General features: G+C 59.3%; 28 protein-coding genes. 19 read left to right on the forward strand and 9 right to left on the reverse strand.

Annotated features, from left to right (window positions below):
- The first annotated feature begins 33 nt into the window (after positions 1 to 33).
- From PSH80_RS08605 to PSH80_RS08645, 9 genes are all read left to right on the forward strand, one after another.
- Complete coding sequence (locus PSH80_RS08605) at positions 34 to 3,768, forward strand: phage tail protein (protein ID WP_305419875.1); 3,735 nt, start codon at positions 34 to 36, stop codon at positions 3,766 to 3,768.
- Between the two features lie 325 nt (positions 3,769 to 4,093).
- A complete protein-coding gene (locus tag PSH80_RS08610) occupies positions 4,094 to 4,747 on the forward strand; it encodes a hypothetical protein (RefSeq protein ID WP_305419876.1) in 654 nt (217 codons plus the stop codon).
- Positions 4,748 to 4,769: 22 nt separating this feature from the next.
- Positions 4,770 to 5,309: a hypothetical protein gene (locus PSH80_RS08615; RefSeq protein ID WP_305419878.1), complete on the forward strand. Its 540-nt coding sequence runs from the start codon at positions 4,770 to 4,772 to the stop codon at positions 5,307 to 5,309.
- Entirely contained in the window at positions 5,309 to 5,608 is a 300-nt protein-coding gene (locus PSH80_RS08620; protein ID WP_170042754.1) for a hypothetical protein, read from the forward strand. The genes PSH80_RS08615 and PSH80_RS08620 overlap by 1 nt, the downstream gene beginning before the upstream one ends.
- Positions 5,605 to 5,859 carry a hypothetical protein gene (locus PSH80_RS08625; RefSeq protein ID WP_170043577.1) on the forward strand — a complete coding sequence of 85 codons (255 nt, stop codon included), beginning with the start codon at positions 5,605 to 5,607 and terminating at the stop codon, positions 5,857 to 5,859. Before PSH80_RS08620 ends, PSH80_RS08625 begins: the two co-directional genes overlap by 4 nt.
- Before the next feature lie 59 nt (positions 5,860 to 5,918).
- Positions 5,919 to 6,344, forward strand: a complete 426-nt coding sequence (locus PSH80_RS08630) for a cell wall hydrolase (protein ID WP_305419883.1) — start codon at positions 5,919 to 5,921, stop codon at positions 6,342 to 6,344.
- Positions 6,344 to 6,715 (forward strand): hypothetical protein, encoded by a 372-nt coding sequence (locus PSH80_RS08635; RefSeq protein ID WP_305419885.1) that lies wholly within the window; start codon positions 6,344 to 6,346, stop codon positions 6,713 to 6,715. The genes PSH80_RS08630 and PSH80_RS08635 overlap by 1 nt, the downstream gene beginning before the upstream one ends.
- The gene (locus PSH80_RS08640) at positions 6,712 to 6,972 is read left to right on the forward strand and encodes a hypothetical protein (protein ID WP_305419887.1); all 261 of its coding nucleotides are present in this window, start codon (positions 6,712 to 6,714) and stop codon (positions 6,970 to 6,972) included. Before PSH80_RS08635 ends, PSH80_RS08640 begins: the two co-directional genes overlap by 4 nt.
- A 30-nt stretch (positions 6,973 to 7,002) precedes the next feature.
- Positions 7,003 to 7,683 carry a hypothetical protein gene (locus PSH80_RS08645; protein ID WP_305419889.1) on the forward strand — a complete coding sequence of 227 codons (681 nt, stop codon included), beginning with the start codon at positions 7,003 to 7,005 and terminating at the stop codon, positions 7,681 to 7,683.
- Between the two features lie 27 nt (positions 7,684 to 7,710).
- Here the strand turns inward: PSH80_RS08645 and PSH80_RS08650 are convergent, their stop codons facing one another.
- From PSH80_RS08650 to PSH80_RS08670, 5 genes are all read right to left on the reverse strand, one after another.
- Positions 7,711 to 8,067 (reverse strand): hypothetical protein, encoded by a 357-nt coding sequence (locus tag PSH80_RS08650; RefSeq protein ID WP_273865876.1) that lies wholly within the window; start codon positions 8,065 to 8,067, stop codon positions 7,711 to 7,713.
- Positions 8,068 to 8,163: 96 nt separating this feature from the next.
- A complete protein-coding gene (locus PSH80_RS08655) occupies positions 8,164 to 8,370 on the reverse strand; it encodes a hypothetical protein (protein ID WP_198849159.1) in 207 nt (68 codons plus the stop codon).
- A gap of 301 nt (positions 8,371 to 8,671) precedes the next feature.
- Positions 8,672 to 9,229: a Smr/MutS family protein gene (locus PSH80_RS08660; RefSeq protein WP_057959044.1), complete on the reverse strand. Its 558-nt coding sequence runs from the start codon at positions 9,227 to 9,229 to the stop codon at positions 8,672 to 8,674.
- Positions 9,230 to 9,305: 76 nt separating this feature from the next.
- The gene (locus PSH80_RS08665) at positions 9,306 to 9,626 is read right to left on the reverse strand and encodes a hypothetical protein (RefSeq protein WP_057440727.1); all 321 of its coding nucleotides are present in this window, start codon (positions 9,624 to 9,626) and stop codon (positions 9,306 to 9,308) included.
- A 140-nt stretch (positions 9,627 to 9,766) separates the two neighbouring features.
- Complete coding sequence (locus PSH80_RS08670) at positions 9,767 to 10,357, reverse strand: cysteine hydrolase family protein (protein WP_057959045.1); 591 nt, start codon at positions 10,355 to 10,357, stop codon at positions 9,767 to 9,769.
- Positions 10,358 to 10,596: 239 nt separating this feature from the next.
- Between PSH80_RS08670 and prmB the strand changes: the two genes are divergently transcribed.
- Positions 10,597 to 11,505, forward strand: a complete 909-nt coding sequence (gene prmB / locus PSH80_RS08675; protein ID WP_057440732.1) for a 50S ribosomal protein L3 N(5)-glutamine methyltransferase — start codon at positions 10,597 to 10,599, stop codon at positions 11,503 to 11,505.
- 137 nt (positions 11,506 to 11,642) lie between these two features.
- Here prmB and PSH80_RS08680 read toward each other — a convergent pair whose 3' ends face one another.
- Together PSH80_RS08680 and PSH80_RS08685 are read right to left on the reverse strand one after the other, a co-directional pair.
- Complete coding sequence (locus tag PSH80_RS08680) at positions 11,643 to 12,446, reverse strand: hypothetical protein (RefSeq protein ID WP_057958876.1); 804 nt, start codon at positions 12,444 to 12,446, stop codon at positions 11,643 to 11,645.
- A gap of 100 nt (positions 12,447 to 12,546) precedes the next feature.
- Positions 12,547 to 13,509 (reverse strand): alpha/beta hydrolase, encoded by a 963-nt coding sequence (locus PSH80_RS08685; RefSeq protein WP_057958877.1) that lies wholly within the window; start codon positions 13,507 to 13,509, stop codon positions 12,547 to 12,549.
- A gap of 142 nt (positions 13,510 to 13,651) precedes the next feature.
- Here PSH80_RS08685 and aroC point away from each other — a divergent pair, with 142 nt between their 5' ends.
- The 4 genes from aroC (at position 13,652) to PSH80_RS08705 (ending at position 17,018) form a co-directional block, all read left to right on the forward strand.
- On the forward strand, positions 13,652 to 14,743 hold the full coding sequence (gene aroC / locus PSH80_RS08690) for a chorismate synthase (protein WP_057440738.1): 1,092 nt from the start codon (positions 13,652 to 13,654) through the stop codon (positions 14,741 to 14,743).
- A gap of 10 nt (positions 14,744 to 14,753) precedes the next feature.
- Entirely contained in the window at positions 14,754 to 15,902 is a 1,149-nt protein-coding gene (locus tag PSH80_RS08695; protein WP_057440740.1) for an MFS transporter, read from the forward strand.
- 46 nt (positions 15,903 to 15,948) lie between these two features.
- Positions 15,949 to 16,494 carry an acireductone dioxygenase gene (locus PSH80_RS08700; RefSeq protein WP_057440742.1) on the forward strand — a complete coding sequence of 182 codons (546 nt, stop codon included), beginning with the start codon at positions 15,949 to 15,951 and terminating at the stop codon, positions 16,492 to 16,494.
- Between the two features lie 212 nt (positions 16,495 to 16,706).
- The gene (locus PSH80_RS08705) at positions 16,707 to 17,018 is read left to right on the forward strand and encodes a response regulator transcription factor (RefSeq protein WP_081044200.1); all 312 of its coding nucleotides are present in this window, start codon (positions 16,707 to 16,709) and stop codon (positions 17,016 to 17,018) included.
- 52 nt (positions 17,019 to 17,070) lie between these two features.
- Here the strand turns inward: PSH80_RS08705 and PSH80_RS08710 are convergent, their stop codons facing one another.
- The gene (locus PSH80_RS08710; RefSeq protein WP_029300345.1) at positions 17,071 to 17,349 is read right to left on the reverse strand and encodes a DUF3509 domain-containing protein; all 279 of its coding nucleotides are present in this window, start codon (positions 17,347 to 17,349) and stop codon (positions 17,071 to 17,073) included.
- 350 nt (positions 17,350 to 17,699) lie between these two features.
- On the opposite strand from PSH80_RS08710, the gene PSH80_RS08715 reads away from it, so the two are divergent.
- The 5 genes from PSH80_RS08715 (at position 17,700) to PSH80_RS08735 (ending at position 23,465) form a co-directional block, all read left to right on the forward strand.
- Entirely contained in the window at positions 17,700 to 19,526 is a 1,827-nt protein-coding gene (locus tag PSH80_RS08715; RefSeq protein ID WP_169989370.1) for a long-chain-acyl-CoA synthetase, read from the forward strand.
- Between the two features lie 110 nt (positions 19,527 to 19,636).
- Positions 19,637 to 20,152 carry an ankyrin repeat domain-containing protein gene (locus tag PSH80_RS08720; RefSeq protein ID WP_057440749.1) on the forward strand — a complete coding sequence of 172 codons (516 nt, stop codon included), beginning with the start codon at positions 19,637 to 19,639 and terminating at the stop codon, positions 20,150 to 20,152.
- Between the two features lie 41 nt (positions 20,153 to 20,193).
- On the forward strand, positions 20,194 to 20,724 hold the full coding sequence (locus PSH80_RS08725) for a hypothetical protein (protein ID WP_057440752.1): 531 nt from the start codon (positions 20,194 to 20,196) through the stop codon (positions 20,722 to 20,724).
- A 67-nt stretch (positions 20,725 to 20,791) separates the two neighbouring features.
- The gene (locus PSH80_RS08730) at positions 20,792 to 20,983 is read left to right on the forward strand and encodes a PLDc N-terminal domain-containing protein (protein ID WP_015885097.1); all 192 of its coding nucleotides are present in this window, start codon (positions 20,792 to 20,794) and stop codon (positions 20,981 to 20,983) included.
- 394 nt (positions 20,984 to 21,377) lie between these two features.
- Entirely contained in the window at positions 21,378 to 23,465 is a 2,088-nt protein-coding gene (locus PSH80_RS08735) for an LTA synthase family protein (protein ID WP_120732321.1), read from the forward strand.
- A gap of 69 nt (positions 23,466 to 23,534) precedes the next feature.
- Here the strand turns inward: PSH80_RS08735 and PSH80_RS08740 are convergent, their stop codons facing one another.
- Positions 23,535 to 23,687, reverse strand: coding sequence for a DUF3309 family protein (locus PSH80_RS08740; RefSeq protein ID WP_032863216.1), 153 nt, complete (start codon positions 23,685 to 23,687; stop codon positions 23,535 to 23,537).
- Between the last annotated feature and the right edge of the window lie 309 nt (positions 23,688 to 23,996).

The following is a 23,996-nucleotide window of genomic DNA, read 5'->3' on the forward strand; positions in this document are numbered from 1 at the left end:
CGCTTCGGCGGGTTTTTGCATTCTGGAGGGCGCATGAGCGCAGCAGCAAAGAAGGCGCGGCGTGTAGCCCCTCGCACGCGCCGCGCCGTGATCGGCAGCAAGGGCGGCCAGGCCAAACAGAAAAAGCCGAGCATTGCGCAGAACAGCGTTCCGTCGATCTCTACTGCTCGCATCGTCTATCTGTGGAGCTGGGGCCCCATTGTTGGGCTGGTTGACGGCTTGCGCTCTCTCAAGTTGGACGGCACGCCGATCCAAGCGCCTGACGGGACGATCAACTACCCGGGCGTTAAATGGCAGTTCCGTAATGGCGAGCTGAATCAAGAGCGGCTGGAAGGTAACACTGAGTCCAGCAACGAGATCGACGTAAAGCAGGAGCTGATCTTCGGCACGCCTTGGCTGCACACCATCACCAATTCGGTGATTGATGCGATTCGCCTGCGCCTGAGCTGGCCAACCCTTCGCAGCCAGGATGCCGCCGGCAACATCAACGGCGTGCGCATTGACTATGCCGTGGACATCTCCACCGATAACGGGCCCTACGTCGAGGCTCTGGTCTCGTTTGTTGATCGCAAGAACGTCACAGAGTACGAGCGCGCGCACCGCCTGGAGTTGCCGGCGGGCAGCCGCTGGACTATCCGTGTTCGGCGCCTGACTCCCAACGCCAACGGCGATCTGGTGGTTGACCAGATGGTCGTCAAGGCCATCGCCGAGGTTGTCGATAGCGATCAGGAATACCCGCTCACAGCAGTCAGCAGCATCGAGTACGACGCCCAGACCTTCGGCGGCGATATCGCCAAGATTGCGGCTCTGATGCGCGGGCGCATTATTCGTGTGCCCTCCAACTACGACGCGGAGACCCGAACCTACGCAACATCCGGCACCGGTACGAGCAATGGTATTTGGGATGGCACGTTTAAAGAGGCCTATACCAACAACCCCGCCTGGATCTTCTACGACCTGGTGCTGCACCCGTACTACGGTCTTGGTGACCGAATCGACGCGACAATGGTGGATCGCTGGTCGCTTTACCGCATCGCGCAGTACTGCGATCAGATGGTGCCGGACGGCAAGGGCGGCACGGAGCCGCGCTTTACCTGCAATCTGTACTTCCAGAAACAGGCCGAAGCCTATGCGGTGCTGCAGGACCTGGCCTCAATCTTCCACGGCCTGGCCTTTTGGGACGGCAGCCAGATCGTGGTCAATGCCGATATGCCGGGTGATCCGGTGTACACCTACAACCAGACGCAGATCCTGAACAACGGCGCCATCAAGTACGAAGGCACCCGGGCCCGCGACCGCCATACGCTCTACATGGTGTCCTGGGATAACCCGGACCAGGGTTTCGAAACCGACAAGGAGCCGGTATTCGACGATGAGGCAATGGTCGAGCTCGGCGGCATGGTCCGTGAAACCACCGTCGGCGCTATTGGATGCACCTCTCTGGGCCAGGCCCAGCGCGCTGGGCAGTGGGCGGCCTTGACCGAAAAGCTACAGACCCAAGGCGGCGTGTTCCGTGTTGGTCTCGATGGTGACATCCCGAAGCCTGGTCAAGTCATCGCCGTGGCGGACCCGATGTTGGTTGGCCGGAACAATGGCGGGCGCATATCGGCGGCGGCTGGGCGCGTGGTGACGCTCGACCGTGACACCACCGTGCCGGTGGGCGCTCGTCTGATGGTCAACCTACCCAGCGGCAAGTCTGAGGGACGGGTAGTGAAGTCTGTTGCCGGTCGTGACGTGACCGTGATGGCGGATTTCAGCGAGCAGCCCCAGGCGGAAAGCGGATGGATTCTTGATTACGAAGACCTGAAGCTGATGCAGTTCTACGTCCGCAACGTCACGCGGCCGGAGTGGCACCAGTTCCAGTTCGAAGTGATCCAGCACGACCCGAGCAAATTCGACGCTATCGACAACGGCGCCGTGGTCGACACCCGGCCAATCACCGGGATTCCTGTCGGTACCCAGGACGCCCCGGCGCGAGTGATGCTGAGCCAGCACGTAGTGATCGAGCAGGGCATTGCTGTCACCGTCATGTCGATTGCCTGGGACGCGGCGCCAAACGCCGTGGGTTATGACGTCGAATGGAAGTGGGGCGCTCGCGAGTGGGTTCCGGTACCGCGTACCGGTGAACTGATGGCCGATGTGCGCGGTATCTATTCCGGGCAGTACATGGCCAGGGTGCGGGCGGTGAGTGCGCTCAACGTTTCGTCGATCCCTGTCACGTCAGCGCTGACCAGCCTGGAAGGCAAGGTAGGCTTGCCGCCGGCGGTGGCGTTCCTGACCACAACCAGCGAACTGTTCGGGATCAGCATCAAGTGGGGTTTCCCACCAGGTGCAGAAGACACCCAGCGTACCGAGATCTGGTATGGCCCTGCGAACGACCTGGGCGCGTCGACCAAGCTGGCCGACCTGGCATACCCTCAGGCTGACTATCGCATGCAATCGCTGCTGGCTGGTGCAACCCTGTTCTTCTGGGCGCGCCTGGTGGATCGTACCGGCAACGTGGGGCCGTTCTATCCGATCGGTAATGGCGTGATGGGTCAGGCCAGTTCTGATGCAGGGCCGATTCTTGAGCAGATCAAAGGGAAAATTGACGAGAGCGCGATCGGCAAAGAGCTTAACGACCGAATCGACTTGATCGACGGTAGTGGCCCCGGATCCGTCAACGCGAGGATCGATCAGGCCGTTCAAGACTTCGCCGACGCTCTGGCATACGACCCTGAGAAGCCCTACGTTAAAGGCGATATGGTACGCCAAGGACAGCGGATTTATCAGGCAGAAGGGCCTGTAGCTGCGGGGATCGCTCCTCCGGCAGCTCCGTGGAAGGACATCGGTTCAACTCTCGAAGAGGCCAATGCGCTTGCGGGCGAGGTCCACCAGAACACCCTGGATATCGCCGAGGTTGATGGCAAGCTGGTTGCAACATCTGAAAAGGTTGATGGGGTTTACGCTCAGGTCAATCCAACCTATGCAGGCGACACGACCACCAACGCCGGCGACAACACTGTCAGCGCGGGCGTGTGGTCCGTATGGTCTGCAATTGCCGAGGGTGATTACGCTCAAAGCAAGCGCACTGACTTGGTTGAAGCCTCGGTAAACGCCAACACTGCCGCGATATCAACCGAGACCACGGCGCGAGTCTCTGCCGACACTGCCCTGGCTCAACAAATCACTACTCTTGGCGCACAAGTTGGGGGCAACTCTACCGCTATACAAACGGAAACGGCGGCTCGGGTAGCGGCAGATGGGGTGCTTGGCCAGCAAATTACGACCGTAGAAACCAATCTCAATGGGGCCAACCTGTCGATCGCACAGAACGCCGAAGCTATTCAGGACGTCGACGGCAAGGTTTCTGCTACATGGTCGGTGCGCCTGCAGTACACCTCGGCTACAGGTGAATATAAATATGCCGGTGTGGGGCTCGGCCTAGAAAACGGCCCTGGCGGCTTACAGTCCAAGTTCATTATCGACGCGGACATGTTCGCCATTGGGCAGGGCGGCACAATTCCGTTTGCTGTAACGGACGGTCAGACGTTCATTAAAGCCGCGTTTATCCAAGATGCCTCCATCACCAATGCCAAGATCGGCAACTACATCCAATCGAACAACTACGTTGCTGGTACCAGTGGCTGGAAGCTGTTCTTCGATGGGACGTTTGAGATTAATGGCGCATTCGGTGGGCAGGCCAGGCAGGTGATTAATAACCGAGGTGGCAAGGTCTATGACGAAAATGGTGTTAAACGATACCAGTGGGGAGACCTTTCCGCATGAGTTATGGAATAAGGATATGGGGGGCTGACGGAGCTCTCCAGCTGGATGAAACATCCTTTACTGTCAGGGTTATTTATTCGGCGCTCGTACCAAAAACGGCTGGGCGCTTTGTTGATATACCCATACCCGGGGTTACGCCAAGCAAGGATTCTTGCGTGTGCATCCCTGTGGTCCCCTACCTAACTACTGGGCAGCAGGTAAGCGCAATAGCTTTCACGCCGTACGTCTACGAGGGATATGTAAGGGTTTTTTTCGGAAGCCCAGCAGCAACTACGGGGCCGACCGGAACAACTACCCAGAGACTTATAGTCACGAGGTATAGGTAATGACGTACGGACTTACATTCACAAACAACGACAACGTAGTAACGCTTGACTCTGAATTCGCAAGACTTGTAATTCTTGATAGCGGCACATGGGGCGGAAGCGGCGGGATAGGGATTGCATTTTCAAGTGTAATTACAACCGATGAGCCCCCTTTAGTTTTTGTCAGGCCAGATCAAGATGACTACTTTGCATTCTGCCTGGTGCAAGGCGAACCAGGGAACTGGCACGCCTTTAGGTTCAACACCCTGAAGGGAAGTCATTCAAGCGGGAAGTGGTTTATCGCTGCATTCAAGTCCTCGCCAATTGCTGATTACGGTCTAAGGCTATGGGATGCAACCTCGAAGATTATTTTTGATAGCGGGACGCCGTGCGCGCAATTCACTCGCACCATATCCGCCTGGAACTACCTCGGGGCAGAGCAAACACAGCCAGGAGTTTACAGGTATAGCTGGTCCGCTTTTTCACCGATCAACACTGGCGACTACATGCTTTTAAACAATATCGCCATGGACATGGCGGGCACGGTATCAAGACAGGGCGTAGTCCAAGCGGTCTGGGATTACGGCGGGAACAGGCTGGTGATTCAAGCTACTGGAGTAGACCTACCGACCGCGCAGTATATCTCGGTAGTCTTTGCGAAGCCGATTTCTTAAATTAGATCAAGAGAACCCACCCATGGCCAGACAGGCAATTAACCTCGGCGTATTGCCGAACGGTGCAGGGGGCGATACTACGCGTTCTGCGAACATAAAAATTAACGATATGACGCAAGAGCTTTATATTGCGCTTGGTGCTGACGGAAGCGGCGCGCTCCCTGGGGCTCTTCCATTATCGAAGGGCGGCACGGGCGCTAACAGTCTTGCAGGGGCCAAAACTGCACTTGGTATTTCTGATCCCATTGTGTGGGGTATTAATGCCAACGGTACATTCGTCAAGTTTCCCGATGGCACGATGTTTTGTTCTGGGACAAGGATGTCTGTTTCTGTTGTCGCAAATGTCAGGGCGGATTTTTACCCAACCTTTCCGGCTGATTTTATCCAGACTCCGACGCTTGTGCCGACGCTTGAGTATCCATCTGTTTCTGACGGTAATGGCACTACTGTTAAGCGGTTCACCGGTACGGCCATAGGCGGTACTCAGGCCTTATTGCAGATTACTTCTGGAGAAAACAACACTTACATGGTCGGTTATATCGCAATGGGAAGGTGGAAGTAATGATTATTAAACTGTCTCCATATTCTCCGATTGATCCATCTGCAACGCTTGAAATCAAAAAGCGCAGCGACGTACTCACAATCAACGGTGAGCGTTACGACTTCAGGCCCCTTCCGGAAGGGGCTACGCTTCCGATGGAGGCTATCTCCGGGACGTGGATCTCTCAACCTGTTCGCCGCGTAGATGGTGAGCTGATTATCACCATTCGTTTTCCGGTTGGGCCCGAGGCAACGGCAGCGGCGCTGTACCCGGCCGACATCATCAATCCACCTGATGGCAATGTGAGGCTTCCCCAGTGAGCAATATCGATTACAGCATGATGAAGACGGCCGAGCAGCTGCAGCAAGAGCGTGAGCGTGAGGCGCTGGAGGCTGCCCTGGCTTCGCGGCGGGCGGCGTACCTCTCCGAGTCGGATCCGCTGCGCCTGGAAGCTGATTACGACGCCTTAAGCCAGGGGCTGGAGCCCGACTACGCCGAGTGGCTGGCATCCGTAGCGGCGATCAAGCAACGCTTCCCGCTGCCAGCCGCCGCCGAGACCGTGAGCGACTGAGTTTTAGCTGTACACCGCCACCCGCCATCGAGCGGGTTTATTTTTGCCTGGAGAAAAGCATGACCACTTCCGAAAAAGACCGGGACATCCTGGCGCGCACGCTCTGGGGTGAAGCCCGTGGCGAGGGGCTGGCCGGCCAGATCGCCGTGGCCTGGACCATCCGCAACCGCGTGCTCGACGGTAAGGCCAAGTCCTGGTGGGGGGAGGGCTACGCCGGCGTGTGCCTGAAGCCATGGCAGTTCAGCTGCTGGAACCAGAACGACCCGAACTACGCCTACCTCAGCGGCGCGAAGCCGATCCCGGCCGCGCAGTTCGCACAGGCACAGTGTGCTGCTGACCAGGTGATGGCCGGCGCGGTGCCTGACCCAACCGGCGGGGCCACGCACTACTACGCAACCACGATGCCCAAGGCTCCGTCCTGGGCGGCGAAGGCCAAGCAAACGCTGCGCCTGGGGCACCACATCTTTTTCAAGGACGTGCCGTGATGACTCCCGTCCAGAAGCTGGCAGGACTCATCCTGGCGACCATCCTGCTGGTGATTCTTGGTATGGGCGGTGGTGTGTGGCTGGCCGCACGGCATTACAGGCCGATGCTGGATGCCGCGAACACTGACTTGGCCGCCGCCAGGTCAGCCCGGGACAACCTTGAAGCGTTGGCAGGGGAGCAGGGCAGAAAGCTCGGCGACCTGGTGCTAGCTGGCGAATTGCGGGAGCGTAACGCCGCACTAGCGCATGAGAAAGCCCTGCAGGAGGCCCAGCCCGACTACGCGGCAGCCAATCAGCTTTTGCAGGGGCGAACCGGCGGCGATCCGGCCCAGGCCGCTTCATTGATCATCGATCAGGAGTTGGGGTTATGAAATTTCTGATAATGGGGTTTGTATTGGTACTTCTTGCGGGGTGTGCGGGCAAGGACCCTGAGGTGCGCATTGTGCGAGTGGAGGTGCCGGTACTGGTGCCCTGCAAGACGAAGATGGTGGACGTCCCGGCCTGGGCGGCAGCAGGACTCCATAAATCAGACAGCTTGGAGCTCAAGGTGAGGGCGCTTTTGGCCGAACGTAGGCAGAGAATCGGATATGAGCGGGTATTGCTGTCAGCTGTAACCGCGTGTTATTAGAGGTGGGTAAAGAACTCATTGAGAATTGATGTGAATCATAAAATAGATGTGTATCTGTCTAGGGCTACTAGTGTAGTGCAGATAGGGTTGTTTGTAGTTACCCTGCTTACATTGTATTTTACAGTTATTCCACTTTATAAAAGTGCTCAGCTTGAGGAGGCTCTCGCCAAAAAAGAACTTGAATTGGATATGCTAAACAAGCAGATTTCAGACCTTTACATTAGGGTCCGTACCGCCGACGTGAGTAACCTTGTAGATGAGGCTGTTAATTGTAGTGGCTGGCGTCAGCTAGCCTTGGGTCAAGCAAAGGACGGAGCATCGTTCTCTAAAGATATCGCAGGGTGTATTGATGATGTATTAAATTCGTACGATTTGTCACGACTTAAAAGTGTGGATAGGCTCGTATTAAAAGACTTGGTTTCAACTATTAAGTTGCAGGCTAAGGAGGCCCAAAATAAATACTGGGCAAAGTATGATGGTTACGCCAACCAATTAAGACTTGATCCATCAACAGCGTTGCCCGAACCCGAAGACCATTTATCAAAGAAGCTTGACGATCTAATGCAGGAAATTGGCGTGAGTATTGTGATTTCTCCCGAGGATGAACTCCACAGAAAATTGACTCATGGCAAATCCGCCATCGAGTTGGAGTATTTTCAACATGTAACCTCGATAATTCGCGGGATGTCGAATGTTCGGTGGGTGGATTGATCGCGCTGCGGGCGTGCCAGGCGTATGTCAGGGCTGTGGCCCCCTCAATACTTTCAACTCCAGCAGCAGCCGCTGATTCTCCCTGAAGAGGTGGTCGCGTTGATCGGTCACCAGGTCGACGCTTCGAAAGCTTCTCTTGTCAGTCTGGTCATTGCCCATCGCCGATATGCGCTCAAGGGCGTCCCTCAGTGCCGTCTCTGCCGACGCTTTTCCGGTGGCGAGCAGGTCATTCATCTGGACCAGGCCCGCAACGTTCTCCCGCGCTTTGCTCAGCAGGCGATAGGCGGTTGTGAGCTCGTCCTCGAGTAGCGCGCACTGGTGCTTGTACATTTCCAGGGGCGTAGGGCACCCAAGCCACGTCGAGGTGTCTTCGTCGATGTTCATTGTGGGGCAATCCGAATGCTGTATGTGCATACAGTAATCGAGGTTTGCGGGTTGTGCGATGTGAGGCGACGAACTGCAGGTGTTCCCGACGATCAGTCAGGGAGCGTTGAAAACGGCCAAGGTTAGCTTGATGAACTCTTCGTTGCGGTCGATGGTGTCCAATGCGCCGCGAACGTTGTCGGCCACTTCGGTGCCGCCTTGCTGCTCAACCCAATTTGTCAGCTCCATGATGGCCGCTTCAAGGGCGAGTTGGTTTTCGTTGATTTTGGACAGCAGGGAAGGGAGCAGGTCAGAGTTCGGCATCGGTGTTCCTCCTTGGAGTGAACAGCGTAGCAGTTGGGTTGCTTGGTGGTGGATTGTGTTCGGTCGGCAGGACGCCGGGGGAGGGGGTTAATCTTGTACCACTTTTTGTACCAATGACCGTGTTTGCCAGGGTAAATCCGGGTGTTTCTGAGGGAGCAAACCCCCGGACTCATTGGCTTCTACTACTTACCACTACCCATTGAAAATCGCTGTGTAATTCTGTTCCAGGGACATGAAACTACCTGTGGGATTTTCGCAAAGTGCAAGGGTACGGTGGCCGGCAGATCGCTGCAAGCGTGGGTTACTCGTCACGCCCTTCGAGCATCGTGCGCTTGAGCATCACATACACCGCCCCGGCACCGCCATGGCGCGGTTGGCAGGAGGTGAAACCGAGCACTTGGGTGTGCTGGCGCAACCAGGTGTTGACGTGGCTTTTGATCATCGGGCGCTTGCCGTCCAGGCGCACGGCCTTGCCGTGGGTCACGCGCACGCAGCGGATTTCGAACTTGGTGGCTTCGGCCAGGAAGGCCCAGAGGGTTTCCCGGGCCTTTTCCACAGTCATGCCGTGCAGGTCGAGGCTGCCTTCGAAGGGGATCTGTCCGGCCTTGAGCTTGCGCACCTGGCTTTCCTGGACCCCGTCGCGGGACCACATCAACTCGTCCTCGGGGCTGACGTCAATCACGAACTGGTCCGACAGACCGTCCACCGTGGTGGCATCCGTACGCACCGTGGCCGCCTGGCGCAGTTTGGCGATCTGTGCGCGGTCGGTCTTGGGTTTGCCGGTGTCGGCACGGTCGTGCTTGATCGGCTTGACACCGCGCAGCTCGTTTTTGAACAGGGAAAAATCGTCGTCTTGCATGTCAGCCTCCGCGAAGGGCGGGCAGTTTACCCAAATCGAGGCGGTTGATGCGGGACAAAACGCTATCAGTGTTCCCTCAATCGTGCTTTTTCATCAGGTGCGAGGCGATGTTCAGGGACAGCGGCTGGTGCATACGGCGCCGGCAACGGCGCCACCACCAAATTCCCAGCCACAGGATCAACAGCCCGCCGGCCAACAGCAGCGCCGCGCCGCCGGGGCTGGTATTGAGCTCGCCGAGCGCGGGCGAATGGCCCAGCAGCGCGGCTGCACCCGCCAACGAAAGCAGCAAGCCAAACAGCGCGAGCAACGCAGCAAACGCTACGCCCAGGCGCAGACGCCAGTTGCTCGGGCCCTTGGGGCGCAAGCGACGAGCGTCAAAACCATCGGATATCTTCATTCCGACCTTTCCTCCAGGGTATCGGCCCTTCGACCGGAAGATAAACAACTTGTTCCGGGCTGGGAGGCAATTGCGGTAAATGACAGGCTTTAGCGGATGAGCGGGGCCTGAGGTGGCCGCGCCGCTCATCAACAGTGCGATCAGATCAGATCTTGGGTCAAGGCGAGGGTGGCGAAGTTGTCGGCCATGATGGCCATTTCCGTTTGCTGCACATGTTCGGCGCTGAGGATGCCGCCCTTGTAAGGCAGGTCGCGGGTGGCGCAGGCGTCTTCCACCAGGGTGCAACGAAAGCCCAGGTTCTTCGCTGCGCGCACCGTGGTGCTGACGCTGGAGTGGCTCATGAAACCACAGACGATCAAGTCCAGGGAGCCCAGCTCCTGCAGGGTTTTTTCCAGCGGCGTGCCGTGGAAAGCGCTGGGCAGCAGCTTGCCGATGATGGTTTCGTCATCGTGCGGCTCCAGGCCGGGGATGAATTCGCCGCGCTCGCCCTGAGGGTCGAACAGGCCGCCGACGGTGCCCAGGTGACGGACATGCACGATCGGGCGCCCGGCCTTGCGGGCGGCAGCACTCAGTTGCTTGATGTTTTCCACGGCGGCGTCCATGCCCGACAGGGCGAGCGGGCCGCTCAAATATTCTTTCTGGGCATCGATGATCACAAGGGTCGCGTGGCTCAAATTGGCCGGTGCGTAACCGCGACCGCTGAGTTGAAACATCGTCTTTGGAACGGACATTCTGGGGCTCCTGTGAGTGGGGCTTTTGCGACATTGTCCTCTGGCTGAGCGGTTCTGTGAATCGCTACTAACGTAAGGTGCGCCGTTGTTGGCCTACAGCCATGTCAAGAGGGACAGCGGTATAACAGAAAAACCTTGAATCAGGTTGAGTCTGACGCGCCGTCGCAGTTTTTCATACATCGTCCGTACAGCTTAAGGCTGTTAGAATTGCCAGTCGTTTTTTCCTGGAGCTTGCCCCCGTGATCACTTCCCGCCTGCGCACCTTGCGCGACCATATCCGTTGGGCTGTCAGCCGTTTCCATGGGGAAGACCTGTTTTTTGGCCATGGTACGGACAATGCCTGGGACGAAGCCCGGCAATTGGTACTGGGTGCACTGCACCTGCCTTGGGAAATTGCCGACAGCTACCTGGATTGCAACCTCGAAGAAGAAGAGATTTCCCACGTACAGCGTCTGCTGCATCGTCGTATCCACGAGCGCGTGCCCACTGCCTACCTGTTGAAAGAAGCCTGGTTCTGCGGCATGTCGTTTATCGTCGACGAGCGCGTGCTGATCCCGCGCTCACCGATTGGCGAGTTGATCGAAAACCGCTTTGAACCCTGGCTGGCCCAGCCGCCGGCGCGCATCCTTGACCTGTGCACCGGCTCCGGTTGCATCGGCATCGCCTGTGCCTACGAGTTCCAGGAAGCCGAAGTGGTGCTGGGGGACTTGTCCTTCGAAGCGCTGGAAGTCGCCAACCAGAACATCGAGCGCCATGGCGCCGACGAGCGCGTGTACACCGTGCAGGGTGATGGCTTCGACGGTTTGCCCGGCCAGCGTTTTGACCTGATTGTGTCCAACCCGCCGTATGTCGATGCCGAAGACTTTGCCGACATGCCCGATGAATACCAGCACGAACCCGAATTGGGCCTGGCCTGCGGTGACGATGGCTTGAACCTGGTGCGCCGGATGTTGGCCGAGGCGGCCGATCATCTGACCGAGAAGGGCTTGCTGATTGTCGAGGTGGGCAACAGCCAGGTGCACGTTGAAGCGCTGTACCCGGAAGTGGATTTTGCCTGGCTGGAGTTCCAGAACGGCGGGCATGGCGTATTCATGCTGACGGCGGAGCAGTGCCGGGCCCATCAGGCGGTGTTTGCCTCTCGCGTCTGATCAGGCGGAACTGAATGTGGGAGCGGGCTTGCTCGCGAAAGCGATGGATCAGTCAATACATGTACCGACTGATCCGCCGCTTTCGCGAGCAAGCCCGCTCCCACATTTGATTTGTATTGTTCAGTGAAATCGAGTGGTCAGCGATGCGTCGCAATCCAGATCAATAATCCCGCCTGGAACACGGTAAACGCCACCAGGCAGGTGATGGTGAAGCGCAAGCCGCTGTCCTCGCGCTTGAACTTGATGACCTTTTCTTCCTCGTGGCGCAGCTTCACTTCCTGCTCGGCCAGGTTTTGTTCGGCCTGTTGCAGCATCTGCGCCGCTTCGAGGATTTCCACGAACTGCACCTTCTCGGTGTTCCAGCTGTCCAGCACTTCGCTGACCTTGCCCGGCTGCACATGGCCTTTCAGGTGCTGGACATCGGCATAGGCCACATCAAAACCCTGGATCCGCAAAAAGTGGTCGCGACGCAGGCGCGTGGCTTCGTTCAGCGCGTCCTTGTTCGCCAGGTCGACGCCGTCGACGCGATAGTGCGACCACTTCTTTTTTGCCCACGCAGCGCCCTGGGCTACCAGGAAGCGGCCAAGGCCTCGGTTCGCGGGTTCGATTTCCAGGCTGTTGTTTGGGCCGAAGTGCACGCGGTGGGTGGCATGATCGACCCACACATCCAGGTGATTCTGTTCGCGCCGCACCCGTTGGGCAGGCAACTGGATGACCATGCGCAGCAGGCTGTGGTCCTTGTTGTTGCGCTCGGCGTAGCCAAACTGCACAAAGCGCAAGGGCCGGGCGCCGGTTGCGCGATCGGTGGCCAAGGGCGCCAGGCGCAGCATTTTGAAGTGTTCGGCCTCAACCTCTGCCCACGGCAGCGCAGCCGCAGCCGCCGCTTCGGTGTCGGCGGTGGTTTCGGCGGGAGGTTGTGGTACTGCTTCGGTGTTCGTCATTCGGCGCGATCCTGTCCAAGCCCAGCTAGTCGACAGGCTTTTTGCTGTCGACCTTGTGCTTATCGGCCGTTCTTTCCAGGACTGGAGGGTAAATAGTGGGTTATCGGTGGCGAAGTCCGTCGATAAAGCCAACCAGACGCCTACCCAGTGCATCGGCGAGGGGCAATTGTGGATTGTTGTAGGAGCTCAACTGCTGCTTCACCTCGTTGGGCACGATGCGCATGACGTGGTTCATGCCGGGAATCACCGCCAATTCGGCGTCGGGTTTGGCCTGCTTGAGCTTCTGGGCATCGGCGACCCCTACTTGCAGGTCGGTGGTGCCCTGGACAATCAGGGCCGGCATCGTCAGGCGGGCGAACGCCGCTGCGGGGTCCGCACGAAACAGGCTGATCAGGTACGGCTGCACGCTGGGACGGAAAATACCCTGCAGCGGGCCCGGCACATCAGCATCCACCTGGCCGGCCTTGAGCCTGTCGAGGATCTGGTTGCTGCGCAGCAGCAGGGCCGGCGGCAGGTGATCCGCCAATTGCTGGCGAATCACCTGGTCCACCGGGCGGGCGCTGCCGGACAGGGAAATCACCCCGTCGGGATTGAGTTCAGGGGCGGCGAGGGCAGCCACCAACGCGCCTTCACTGTGCCCCAACACCACCAGGCGCCCGAAGCGCGGATCGGCCTTGAGCGATTTGCCCCAGGCCACGGCGTCGGCCACATAGGCGTCCAGCGTCAGGTTGCGCTCGTCTGGCGTGGCCTTGAGGCTGGCGGCCACGCCGCGTTTGTCGTAGCGCACGCTGGCAATGTTATGGCGCGCCAGCACCCAGGCCAGGCGCTTGAGGCTGTCATTGCGCGCGCCTTCGGCACTGTTGCCGTTGCGGTCGGTGGGGCCGGAGCCTGCAATGATCAGCACTACAGGCACGGGTTTGTCGGATTGGGGCAGCAGTAATGAGCCAAACAGCTCGCCGCTGCCGGTGTCCAGGCTGATGGGTCGTTGCAGTACGACAGGGCTGGCGGCGTGGGCGACGCTACAGAACAGGGTGAGGGTAAACAGCAAAACTCGCAGCATCATCGCGCCATCATGAGGAAGGTGCCGGTTGGACCAACGTCTACCGGGAAGGTTTCGAGGATGAACTACTGGGTGAGCCTGCGTATACTGGCGCGCTTAGTTATCACGGTTGAGTTGATTCAACTGATTTCACGGAGCGCTCTGCATGTCCGGCAATACCTACGGCAAGCTGTTCACTGTCACCACCGCGGGCGAAAGCCATGGTCCGGCGTTGGTCGCCATTGTCGACGGCTGCCCGCCCGGCCTTGAGCTGTCCCTGGACGACCTGCAGCGCGACCTCGACCGCCGCAAGCCCGGCACCAGCCGCCACACCACCCAGCGCCAGGAGCCCGACGAAGTCGAGATCCTCTCCGGCGTGTTCGAGGGTCGCACCACCGGTTGCGCCATCGGCCTGCTGATCCGCAACACTGACCAGAAGTCCAAGGACTACTCGGCGATCAAGGATCTGTTCCGCCCGGCCCACGCCGACTACACCTACCACCATAAATACGGTGAGCGCGACTACCGTGGCGGCGGCCGCAGTTCGGCGCGGGAAACCGCGATGCGCGTGGCCGCCGGAGCCATTGCCAAGAAGTACCTGGCAACCCAGGGCATCCTGATTCGTGGCTATATGAGCCAACTGGGCCCGATCGAAATCCCGTTCAAGACCTGGGACAGCGTGCAAGACAACGCTTTCTTCAGCCCCGACCCGGACAAGGTGCCGGAACTGGAAGCCTATATGGACCAGTTGCGCCGCGACCAGGATTCGGTGGGCGCGAAGATCACCGTGGTCGCCGAAGGGGTGATGCCGGGCCTGGGCGAGCCGATTTTCGACCGCCTGGACGCCGAACTGGCCCACGCGCTGATGAGCATCAACGCGGTCAAGGGCGTGGAAATCGGCGCCGGCTTCGCCTGTGTCGCCCAGCGCGGCACCGAGCACCGCGATGAGCTGACCCCCGAAGGTTTTGTCAGCAACAATGCGGGTGGCATTCTCGGCGGTATCTCGTCCGGCCAGCCGATTGTGGCGCACCTGGCGCTCAAGCCGACCTCGAGCATCACCACGCCGGGGCGTTCGATTGATGTGCATGGCAACCCGGTGGATGTGATTACCAAGGGCCGCCATGACCCGTGCGTCGGCATCCGCGCCACGCCGATTGCCGAAGCAATGATGGCCATTGTGCTGATGGACCATCTGCTGCGGCACCGTGGGCAGAATGCCGATGTGCGCGTGACTACTCCGGTGCTGGGCCAGCTGTGACGGTCTGACCGTGACAGCGCTCCCGTACTGGCGACTTTCCAGCTTCTATCTGTTCTATTTCGCCCTGCTGGGGGCGACGGCGCCGTTCCTGGCGCTGTACTTCCATCATCTGGGGTTCTCCAGCGCGCGCATTGGCGAGTTGGTCGCAATCCCGATGCTGATGCGCTGCGTGGCCCCCAATATCTGGGGCTGGCTGGGTGACTACACCGGGCGGCGCCTGGCCATTGTGCGGTTTGGCGCGGTGTGCACGCTGCTCAGTTTTTCGCTGATCTTTGTCAGCCAGAGCTATGCCTGGCTGGCATTGGTGATGGCCCTGCACGCGTTCTTCTGGCATGCGGTGCTGCCGCAGTTCGAGGTCATCACCCTGGCGCACCTGCAAGGTCAGACCTCGCGCTACAGCCAGGTCCGCTTGTGGGGCTCCGTCGGGTTTATCCTCGCGGTCGTCGCCCTGGGGCGCCTGTTCGAGGCCCTGAGCCTGGACATCTACCCGGTGGCGATCGTGTTGATCATGGCCGGCATCATCGGTGCCAGTTGGTGGGTGCCCAATGCCCAGCCGGCTGCCACCGGTGGTCGCGGTGCCGGCGACGGCTTCCTGCGGCAACTGCGCAGCCCTGGCGTGCTGGCGTTTTACGCCTGTGTCGCGTTGATGCAAATGAGCCACGGCCCGTACTACACCTTCCTCACCCTGCACCTGGAAAACCTCGGTTACAGCCGCGGTGTGATCGGCCTGCTGTGGGCCTTGGGTGTGGTGGCGGAAGTGTTGATGTTCATGGCCATGAGCCGGATTCTCACGCGCTTCTCGGTGCGCCGGGTGCTGGTGGCCAGTTTCCTGTTGGCCGCGTTACGCTGGCTGTTGCTGGGGTCGTTCGCCGAATTCCTGTGGGTGCTGTTGCTCGCCCAGGTGCTGCATGCCGCGACCTTTGGCAGCTTTCATGCGGCGGCCATTCAATTTGTGCAGCGCAGCTTCGGTGCGCGCCAGCAAGGCCAGGGCCAGGCCTTGTATGCGGCGCTGGCCGGCACCGGCGGCGCGCTCGGCGCCTTGTATTCCGGGTACAGCTGGAACCAGTTGGGGCCGACCCTGACCTTCAGTATCGCCAGCCTCGCGGCCCTGGCCGCCGCGTTGATCATGGCGCTGCGCTTGCCCGAGGAACAGCCGTGAGCCCGGCCCATCATCTGCAGACTCTTACCGCCCGAGGACCCCTTTTATGAGCATTCTTTGCGTTTATCACCTTTCTACCCCGGACACCCCGAACAAGGTCTTGACCCACGCTGACGATATTGCCTCGACCCTGGCCGAGCAGGGCGTGGGCTTCGAACGCTGGCAGGCCAGCACCCGTGTCGAGGCCGGCGCCAGTGCTGCCGAAGTGACGGCGGCGTACCAGGAGCAAATTGACAGCTGGATGACGGCACAGGGCTACGCGCAGGTGCAAGTGTTGAGCGTGAACCGCGAGCACCCGCAAAAGGTTGCCCTTGCCGCAGGTTTGCGCGATGAGCATTACCACGGGGCTGATGAGATCCGCTTGTTCGCCGCCGGCCGTGGTTTGCTCGGCCTGCATATCGGCGACTATGTCTACACGGTGCTCTGCGAAAAACACGACCTGCTGCGCATACCGGCCGGCATGCCACGCTGGTTTGACCTGGGGGAGGAGCCGCGTGTGGTCGCGATCAGTCTGTTCCAGACGGCGTCCGGGGCTGAGGCGCAAGTGACCGGCAGCGGGATCGCCCAAGGTTTCCCGGGGCTGGATGATTGACCTTAGTTCACTATCCGCAAACTTATTCAATATGCTCAAGTTGGATAAGTTTGTGGGAATGAACTCTATAGTTTGTAAGTTCCAGCTATTTGTCTGAGGGTCGATGTGTTAACCCTTGGCTTTATGTAACTCTCCCGTCGCTGTGTACCTATCTGTCAATAGGAGTTGTCCGAATATTGACAGTGCAAACCACTACGAAAGGGAGAGGCAGCATGAGCAGTCCAGAGGAGCCCACCCCATCCGTACCTGGGCCGGCGGTCAGTGTGGCAACAGATGTTTGTGAGCAGGCGTGCGACGACAGGGCAGGCGACGCACAGTCGTTGCCGGATAAGCCGCTGACGGCCAAGGAGTTGGAAATACTGCGCTGGGCCACGGAGGGCAAGACAGTGTGGGAGATCAGCCGGATCCGCTGTGTCTCACAGGCCACGGTGAAGTTTCACCTGCGCAATATCTACGGCAAGTTGCACGTCAATAACCGGGTCCAGGCGGTGAGTGAAGCGATCAGGCGCGGGTTGTGCGGATAAAAAAGGGCCGTGAAGCGCAATGGCTTCACGGCCCTGGGAAACGCAGTGGTACTTATGCCGAATGGTAGGTCGGCAGGGCAAAGCGGTGCTGGCTTTGCAACATCGAAATCTGCGGCAACTCGCTGGCTTGTTCTGCCAGGTCGCGGCGGATAGCGCTGATGACCCAGGTCAGTTGGTCGGCAGTGTGCAGCTGCTGGTACGAGATCGAGCGTTTGATCTGCTTGCCTTCGGTGTTGCGCAGGGTCAGCAGGATCCCACCGTCAGGACGTGCCTGGGTGGTGACGTCGTAGTTGGAGAATACAGAAGCGAATTTATCTTGGATCAGGCTCATGTCTATCGGCTCCATTGGCTCGTGTTGTGCGGCATGGAGTGATAGGTGCAGTGATTGTGCCAGTATCGCGACTTATACAAAAACCTTATAAGTCAGTGACTTACAAAAAATAGAACTTTTCACTTTCGTGCAATATGCATGAATGGCCATCGTGCATCCTGCATTTTGCGCTATTGGGCGATGACGAACGGTATCGTGCGTCACCGGTGCCTGGGATACAAAACATTGCAAATCCCGCGTGTACAGCCAAGGAATGGCTGGCGTATTTTCCTGCAAGGCATTCAGGAGTGGTCCTACACCGCATGAAGGCCCGTGGACCCTACGAATAATAAGAAAAAGGACTTCTGTGCATGAGCAATCCCCATAGCGAGATGATTACCCTCGGCATGATGTTGCGTAAGGTGCCGACCATTGTCCGGGCCCTGCCACGGTTGGTGCGCGGTATCCGTGTCGCCAATATCACTGACCCCGACCAGCCGTGCGGCCTGGGCTGGACCTTCGAACAGGCCACCCAGCGCAACCCCGAAGGCGCCGCGCTGTTGTTTGGCGACCAGGTGCTCAGCTACCGCCAGGCCAACCAGCACGCCAATCGCATCGCCCATCATCTGCAGGCCCAAGGCATTGGCAAGGGTGATGTGGTCGCGCTGTTTATTGAAAACCGTCCCGAACTGCTGTTGACCGTGCTGGCGGTGGCCAAGGTCGGCGGCATCTGCGCCATGCTCAATACCGCGCAGACCCAGGCGGTGCTGGTGCATAGCCTGACCCTGGTCAACCCGGTGGCAATTGTGGTCGGCGCCGAACTGGTCGACGCCTACGACGCGGTACGTGAGCAGGTGGCGATTGATCCGCAGCGCACCTGGTATGTCGCCGATCAACAGGTGGCGCCTGTGCCCCAGGGCTATATCGACCTGATGGCCGCCAGCGCAGACTGTTCCACGGATAACCCGGCCAGCAGCCAACAGATCTACTTCAACGACCCGTGCTTCTATATCTACACCTCCGGCACCACCGGTTTGCCCAAGGCAGGTATCTTCAAGCATGGGCGCTGGATGAAATCCTCGGCCAGCTTCGGCACCATCGCCCTGGATATGGGGCCGGAGGACGTCGTCTATTGCACTCTGCCGCTGTACCACGCCACCGGGCTCTGTGTGTGCTGGGGCTCGGCGATTGCCGGCGCGTCGGGGTTTGCCATCCGCCGCAAATTCAGCGCCAGCCAGTTCTGGGACGATGTGCGCAAATTCAACGCGACCACCCTGGGCTATGTCGGCGAATTATGCCGCTACCTGATGGACCAGCCGCCCAGCGAACGCGACCGCGACAACCGAGTGGTGAAGATGATCGGCAACGGCTTGCGTCCGGGAGTGTGGGGGCCGTTCAAGGAGCGTTTTGGTGTGGGGCATATCTGCGAGTTGTACGCCGCCAGTGACGGCAATATCGGCTTCACCAACGTGCTGAATTTCGACAACACCATCGGCTTTTCCCTGATGCACTGGGCGCTGGTGGACTACGCCCACGACACTTGCGAGCCGATCCGTGGCAGCAATGGTTTTATGCGTGAAGTGCAGAAGGGCGGCCAGGGCCTGCTGCTGGCCAGGATCGACGACAAGGCGCCGTTCGATGGCTACACCGACCCGGAAAAGAACCGCAAGGTGGTCTTGAGCGACGTGTTCGAAAAGGGCGACCGCTACTTCAACACCGGCGATCTGTTGCGCAGCATTGGCTTTGGCCATGCGCAGTTCGTGGACCGCCTGGGCGACACCTATCGCTGGAAGGGCGAGAACGTCTCCACCACCGAGGTGGAAAACATCTTTATGCAGCACCCGCAGATCACCGAGGCGGTGGCCTACGGCGTGGAAATCGCCAACACCAATGGCCGCGCCGGGATGGCGGCGATTACCCCGTCCGAATCCCTGGCCACCCTGGATATGCAGGCGTTGCTGCAATTCGCCCAGAGCCAGATGCCGGCCTATGCGGTGCCGCTGTTCCTGCGGGTCAAGGTGAAGATGGAAACCACCGGCACCTTTAAGTACCAGAAGGTCCGTCTTAAGGAAGAGGCCTTCGACCCGCACAAGGTGGGGGACGATCCGCTCTACGCCTGGTTACCGGGCAGCGATACCTATGTGCCCGTGACCGTGCAGGTGCTGGCGGATATCCAGAGCGGAAAATATCGCTACTAGGGCGGCTCGATAGAACCTGGCTATTGTGGCTTTCGGCAAAAAAGGGGTGACAGGCGCGGCGCTGCTCGGGAAACTGACGGCCTTACGCCACACCTCACAGGGAGCCGCAGATGTCTGATCAAGCCAAACAAATGACCGAAGAAGAAGCCGCCGAATTTGCCGAGCAGGTCTTCGACGTGGCCCGCCGCGGTGATGCCGCCATGCTGGCTGCGCTGCTGGCCAAGGGCTTGCCGGTGAATCTGCGCAATCACAATGGCGATACCTTGTTGATGTTGTCCGCCTATCACGGGCACGCCGAGGCGGTGAAAGTGCTGCTGGAGTTCAAGGCCGATCCGCAGATCGCCAACGACAAGAACCAACTGCCGATTGCCGGTGCAGCGTTCAAGGGCAACCTGGCGGTGGTCAAGGCGTTGATTGAAGGCGGCACCCCGGTTGACGGCGCCTCTGCCGATGGCCGCACGGCGCTGATGATGGCGGCGATGTTCAATCGCACCGAAATGGTCGAGTACCTGATCAGCGTAGGGGCCAACCCCAAGGCCACGGATGCCCAGGGGGTAACGGCCCTGGTGGCGGCCCAGACCATGGGGGCAGCGGATACGACGGCGCAGTTGCAAAAACTGGTGTAGGCTTTGCGCCCTCAAAATCAGCCTTGCCACAGGATTCGCCCATGAACACCGCGCTCGTCGAACTCATCACTAAAATCAGTTCCGGTTGCCTGGGCGACGCCGAGATCGTGCGGATCGCCGATGAGGCCAGCCAGGCCTACGCCGATGCCGATGGGTTCCTGGCGGCCAACCCTGATATCAACTACGACGACACCTTCCCCATCCCGCTGGGCGAGTGGATTGTGGTCGGCAGCCTGCCGGAAACGGTGCTGTTCCAGGCCGACACCTACCAGGATCTGTTCGCCCAGATCGTTGCTTCCTTTGGTCCCGACGTTGCGTTCAACCTCAAGCCCAAGCAGTTGGCCAAGACCGAGGCGCTGACGGCCCTTAATCGCATCCAGATCCAGCTCGGCGCCATGAACCCGGAAAACGGCGGCTACACCCTGATGAATTTCAGCCAGTTGCTCGATGACGAAATCCAGGCCGTGCTGGTCTATGGCAATGACGTGCCGCGGGTGCTGGAATTGTGTGCCGAAGTCGGGATCAAGGGCGAACCGTCCCTGGAAGCCCTGCGCATTGCCGTCCACGTCTGAAATAAAACGGAACCCTGGCCAGGGCTGGCTATCCTAAACAGGCAAGCCCTCACTTAGGAGCGACACCATGGGTTCCACATTTAATGGTCTGATCGGGTTGATCATCCTGGCACTGGATATCTGGGCGATCATCAACGTGTTCAAAAGCGGCGCCAGCACCGGGGCCAAAGTGTTGTGGATCCTGTTGATCCTGCTGTTGCCGGTATTGGGCCTGATTATCTGGGCCATCGCCGGGCCACGGGGCAACGTGCGGCTCTGATCCTCTGCGGGCACAAGCATGTAAATAATGTGGGAGCGCGCTTACCCGCGACAGCGGTGTATCAGTACCAGATTGATTGGCTGACACACCGCTGTCGCGAGCAAGCTCGCTCCCACATTTGTCTGCGGCGTGTCCTGTAGATTTTTGTGTCCATCTATTCGCTGCACAAAATTTTCACACTTCATCCAAGACAATTCCCCCGCTTTATTTTCCTGCCTCGGTCAGTCTGTGCCGACAGGAGCGCTGCGCGATGAGTAATCGATAGCGTTGACGACGTTGATCGGGCAGCATCTGCCCACTGCGTAATACCCTGGACCCCTGTGCCTTTACTGGCCGGGGCAGGACGCCGCTGCATTCTTTCGTCACTTAAACCTCCAATGGGTCCTCAAACAACATGGCAAACCCGGACGCCCTGAATCAGCAGCGAGCTTCTACTCGTCTGCTGCAACCGACCGTCAAGTCCCACCTGGCCTACACGCTGCTTTGCGCCCTGGTCATGATGGTGATGCTCTCCCTGCTGCGCCTGGGACTGTTGGTGTACAACAGCGACATGATGCTCGACACCCCGGCCTCGACCTTCCTTGAAGCGTTCGTCAATGGCCTGCGCCTGGACTTGCGCCTGGTGGTGTACCTGAGCATCCCGCTGATCCTGGCCCTGTTCAGCGTGCGCGCCATGGCCGCCCGTGGGTTCTTCCGGTTGTGGCTGACCGTGGTCTCCAGCAGCGCGCTGTTCCTTGGCCTGATGGAGATGGACTTCTACCGCGAGTTCCACCAGCGCCTTAACGGCCTGGTCTTCCAGTACGTCAAGGAAGACCCGAAAACCGTGATGAGCATGCTCTGGTACGGTTTCCCGGTGGTGCGCTACCTGCTGGGCTGGGCCGTCGGTACCTTTATCCTGAGCATCGCCTTCAAGGGCGCCGACCGTGCGACGCGCCCCCGTGGCCCGTTCAGCGGTGGCACCGTCGGCACCCGCCAGGTCGCGCCGTGGTACAGCCGCATCGCGGTGTTCGTGGTGTGCCTGCTGATTGCCGTGGTCGCCGCGCGTGGCACCCTGCGCCAGGGTCCGCCACTGCGTTGGGGTGACGTGTACACCACCGACTCGAACTTCGCCAACCACCTGGGCCTCAACGGTACGTTGTCGCTGATCGGTGCAGCCAAGGCGCGCTTCTCCGAGCATCGCGAGAACGTCTGGAAAGCCACCCTGGAGCAGCCGCTGGCGACCCAGACCGTGCGTGACATGCTGGTGCTGCCTGACGAAAAACTGGTGGATACCGACACCGCCGCCGTGCGCCGTGACTTCACGCCGCCGGCCGAGAAGACCCTGCCGATCAAGAACGTCGTGGTGATCCTGATGGAAAGCTTCGCCGGTCACTCGGTGGGCGCCCTGGGCAGTGGCGGCAAAATCACGCCGTACTTCGACGAGTTGACCAAGGAAGGCCTGCTGTTCGACCGTTTCTTCTCCAATGGCACCCATACCCACCAGGGCATGTTCGCCACCATGGCCTGCTTCCCGAACCTGCCAGGCTTCGAATACCTGATGCAGACCCCGGAAGGCAGCCACAAGCTGTCGGGCTTGCCGCAGTTGCTCAGCGCCCGTGATTTTGACGACGTGTATGTCTACAACGGCGACTTCGCCTGGGACAACCAGTCGGGCTTCTTCAGCAACCAGGGCATGACCAACTTCATTGGCCGCAAGGATTTCGTCGACCCGGTGTTCTCCGATCCGACCTGGGGCGTGTCCGACCAGGACATGTTCGACCGGGGCCTGCAGGAGCTGAAGGCGCGCGAAGGCGGCAAGCCGTTCTATGCCCTGCTGCAAACCCTGTCCAACCACACGCCGTATGCCTTGCCGACGCCGTTGCCGGTCGCGCCGGTGACTGATCGTGGCCGTCTCAACGAGCATTTGACGGCCATGCGCTACTCCGACTGGGCCCTGGGCCAGTTCTTCGAGAAGGCCCGTAAGGAGCCGTACTTCAAGGACACCCTGTTTGTGATCGTCGGCGACCATGGTTTCGGTAACGAGCAACAGATCACCGAAATGGACCTGGGGCGCTTCAACGTGCCGCTGCTGTTGATCGCACCGGGCGTGCAGGACAAGTTCGGCGTGCGTGACCACACCGTGGGAACGCAGATCGACATCGTGCCGACCATCATGGGCCGCCTGGGCGGTGAAACCCGCCACCAGTGCTGGGGCCGCGACCTGCTCAACTTGCCGGAAGGCGACAAGGGCTTTGGCGTGATCAAGCCCTCGGGCAGCGACCAGACCGTGGCGTTGCTCACTGCCGACCGTGTGTTGGTACTGCCCAAGGAAATGCCACCGAAACTGTGGCAATACGAACTGGGCGCCAACCCGACCGGCAAGGTGATTCCCGAGTCGGCGGATGAGGCGCAACTCAAGCAGAAACTTGAGTCGTTCCTGCAAACCGCGACCAAGAGCCTGCTGGATAACACCGCAGGCGTGGTAGACGGCAAGCCGGACTAATCGCCCGGCAATAAAAAAGAGGCCTTCTTCAAGGCCTCTTTTTTTTGCATCTTTTTTAACGCTGGGGGGTTATATCTTGCCCAGCAACAACAGAATCAACAGCACCACCAGCACCGTACCGAGAATACCCGACGGCCCATAACCCCAGTTACGCGAGTGCGGGAATACCGGCAGGCCGCCGACCAGCAGGAGGATCAGAACAATGATAAGAATGAGGCTCATAGTTTGTTTTCCTTATTCGTCTTCTGAAAAGACCTGATTGTTAATTGTCAGAGCCGCACCTTTAAAACGGCCGCCTTAATCAATCCGACTCCTGCACTTTGCAGAAAATTCCCTGTTTTTTTAATCCGATTTGGCCGCTGGCTTATTTCGTTTTTAATTGTTGTGTTGTTGCGCACTTAGTTTAAAAAGATTGAACTTACCCCACGCCCCGGCATCCGACCGGGCCTTTGGTTTGCCCCGGGCATTCAGCAACTTGATGGTGCATGGGGCGGTGAATAACCTTCGCTACACTGGCGCGTACTTCTTCCC

This window comes from Pseudomonas sp. FP818, from assembly GCF_030687335.1.
Classification (GTDB): domain Bacteria; phylum Pseudomonadota; class Gammaproteobacteria; order Pseudomonadales; family Pseudomonadaceae; genus Aquipseudomonas; species Aquipseudomonas shahriarae.

Coding starts and splice junctions, on each gene's coding strand:
- PSH80_RS08655 (WP_198849159.1), bottom strand. CDS start 8,370: ATGCCGAACTCTGACCTGCTCCCTTCCCTGCTGTCCAAAATCAACGAA.
- PSH80_RS08735 (WP_120732321.1), top strand. CDS start 21,378: ATGGCAAACCCGGACGCCCTGAATCAGCAGCGAGCTTCTACTCGTCTG.
- PSH80_RS08615 (WP_305419878.1), top strand. CDS start 4,770: ATGGCCAGACAGGCAATTAACCTCGGCGTATTGCCGAACGGTGCAGGG.
- PSH80_RS08715 (WP_169989370.1), top strand. CDS start 17,700: ATGAGCAATCCCCATAGCGAGATGATTACCCTCGGCATGATGTTGCGT.
- PSH80_RS08620 (WP_170042754.1), top strand. CDS start 5,309: ATGATTATTAAACTGTCTCCATATTCTCCGATTGATCCATCTGCAACG.
- PSH80_RS08720 (WP_057440749.1), top strand. CDS start 19,637: ATGTCTGATCAAGCCAAACAAATGACCGAAGAAGAAGCCGCCGAATTT.
- PSH80_RS08730 (WP_015885097.1), top strand. CDS start 20,792: ATGGGTTCCACATTTAATGGTCTGATCGGGTTGATCATCCTGGCACTG.
- PSH80_RS08685 (WP_057958877.1), bottom strand. CDS start 13,509: ATGATGCTGCGAGTTTTGCTGTTTACCCTCACCCTGTTCTGTAGCGTC.
- PSH80_RS08630 (WP_305419883.1), top strand. CDS start 5,919: ATGACCACTTCCGAAAAAGACCGGGACATCCTGGCGCGCACGCTCTGG.
- PSH80_RS08725 (WP_057440752.1), top strand. CDS start 20,194: ATGAACACCGCGCTCGTCGAACTCATCACTAAAATCAGTTCCGGTTGC.
- PSH80_RS08670 (WP_057959045.1), bottom strand. CDS start 10,357: ATGTCCGTTCCAAAGACGATGTTTCAACTCAGCGGTCGCGGTTACGCA.
- PSH80_RS08700 (WP_057440742.1), top strand. CDS start 15,949: ATGAGCATTCTTTGCGTTTATCACCTTTCTACCCCGGACACCCCGAAC.
- PSH80_RS08605 (WP_305419875.1), top strand. CDS start 34: ATGAGCGCAGCAGCAAAGAAGGCGCGGCGTGTAGCCCCTCGCACGCGC.
- PSH80_RS08650 (WP_273865876.1), bottom strand. CDS start 8,067: ATGAACATCGACGAAGACACCTCGACGTGGCTTGGGTGCCCTACGCCC.
- PSH80_RS08610 (WP_305419876.1), top strand. CDS start 4,094: ATGACGTACGGACTTACATTCACAAACAACGACAACGTAGTAACGCTT.
- aroC (WP_057440738.1), top strand. CDS start 13,652: ATGTCCGGCAATACCTACGGCAAGCTGTTCACTGTCACCACCGCGGGC.
- PSH80_RS08660 (WP_057959044.1), bottom strand. CDS start 9,229: ATGCAAGACGACGATTTTTCCCTGTTCAAAAACGAGCTGCGCGGTGTC.
- PSH80_RS08635 (WP_305419885.1), top strand. CDS start 6,344: ATGACTCCCGTCCAGAAGCTGGCAGGACTCATCCTGGCGACCATCCTG.
- PSH80_RS08705 (WP_081044200.1), top strand. CDS start 16,707: ATGAGCAGTCCAGAGGAGCCCACCCCATCCGTACCTGGGCCGGCGGTC.
- PSH80_RS08640 (WP_305419887.1), top strand. CDS start 6,712: ATGAAATTTCTGATAATGGGGTTTGTATTGGTACTTCTTGCGGGGTGT.
- PSH80_RS08740 (WP_032863216.1), bottom strand. CDS start 23,687: ATGAGCCTCATTCTTATCATTGTTCTGATCCTCCTGCTGGTCGGCGGC.
- PSH80_RS08710 (WP_029300345.1), bottom strand. CDS start 17,349: ATGAGCCTGATCCAAGATAAATTCGCTTCTGTATTCTCCAACTACGAC.
- PSH80_RS08665 (WP_057440727.1), bottom strand. CDS start 9,626: ATGAAGATATCCGATGGTTTTGACGCTCGTCGCTTGCGCCCCAAGGGC.
- PSH80_RS08680 (WP_057958876.1), bottom strand. CDS start 12,446: ATGACGAACACCGAAGCAGTACCACAACCTCCCGCCGAAACCACCGCC.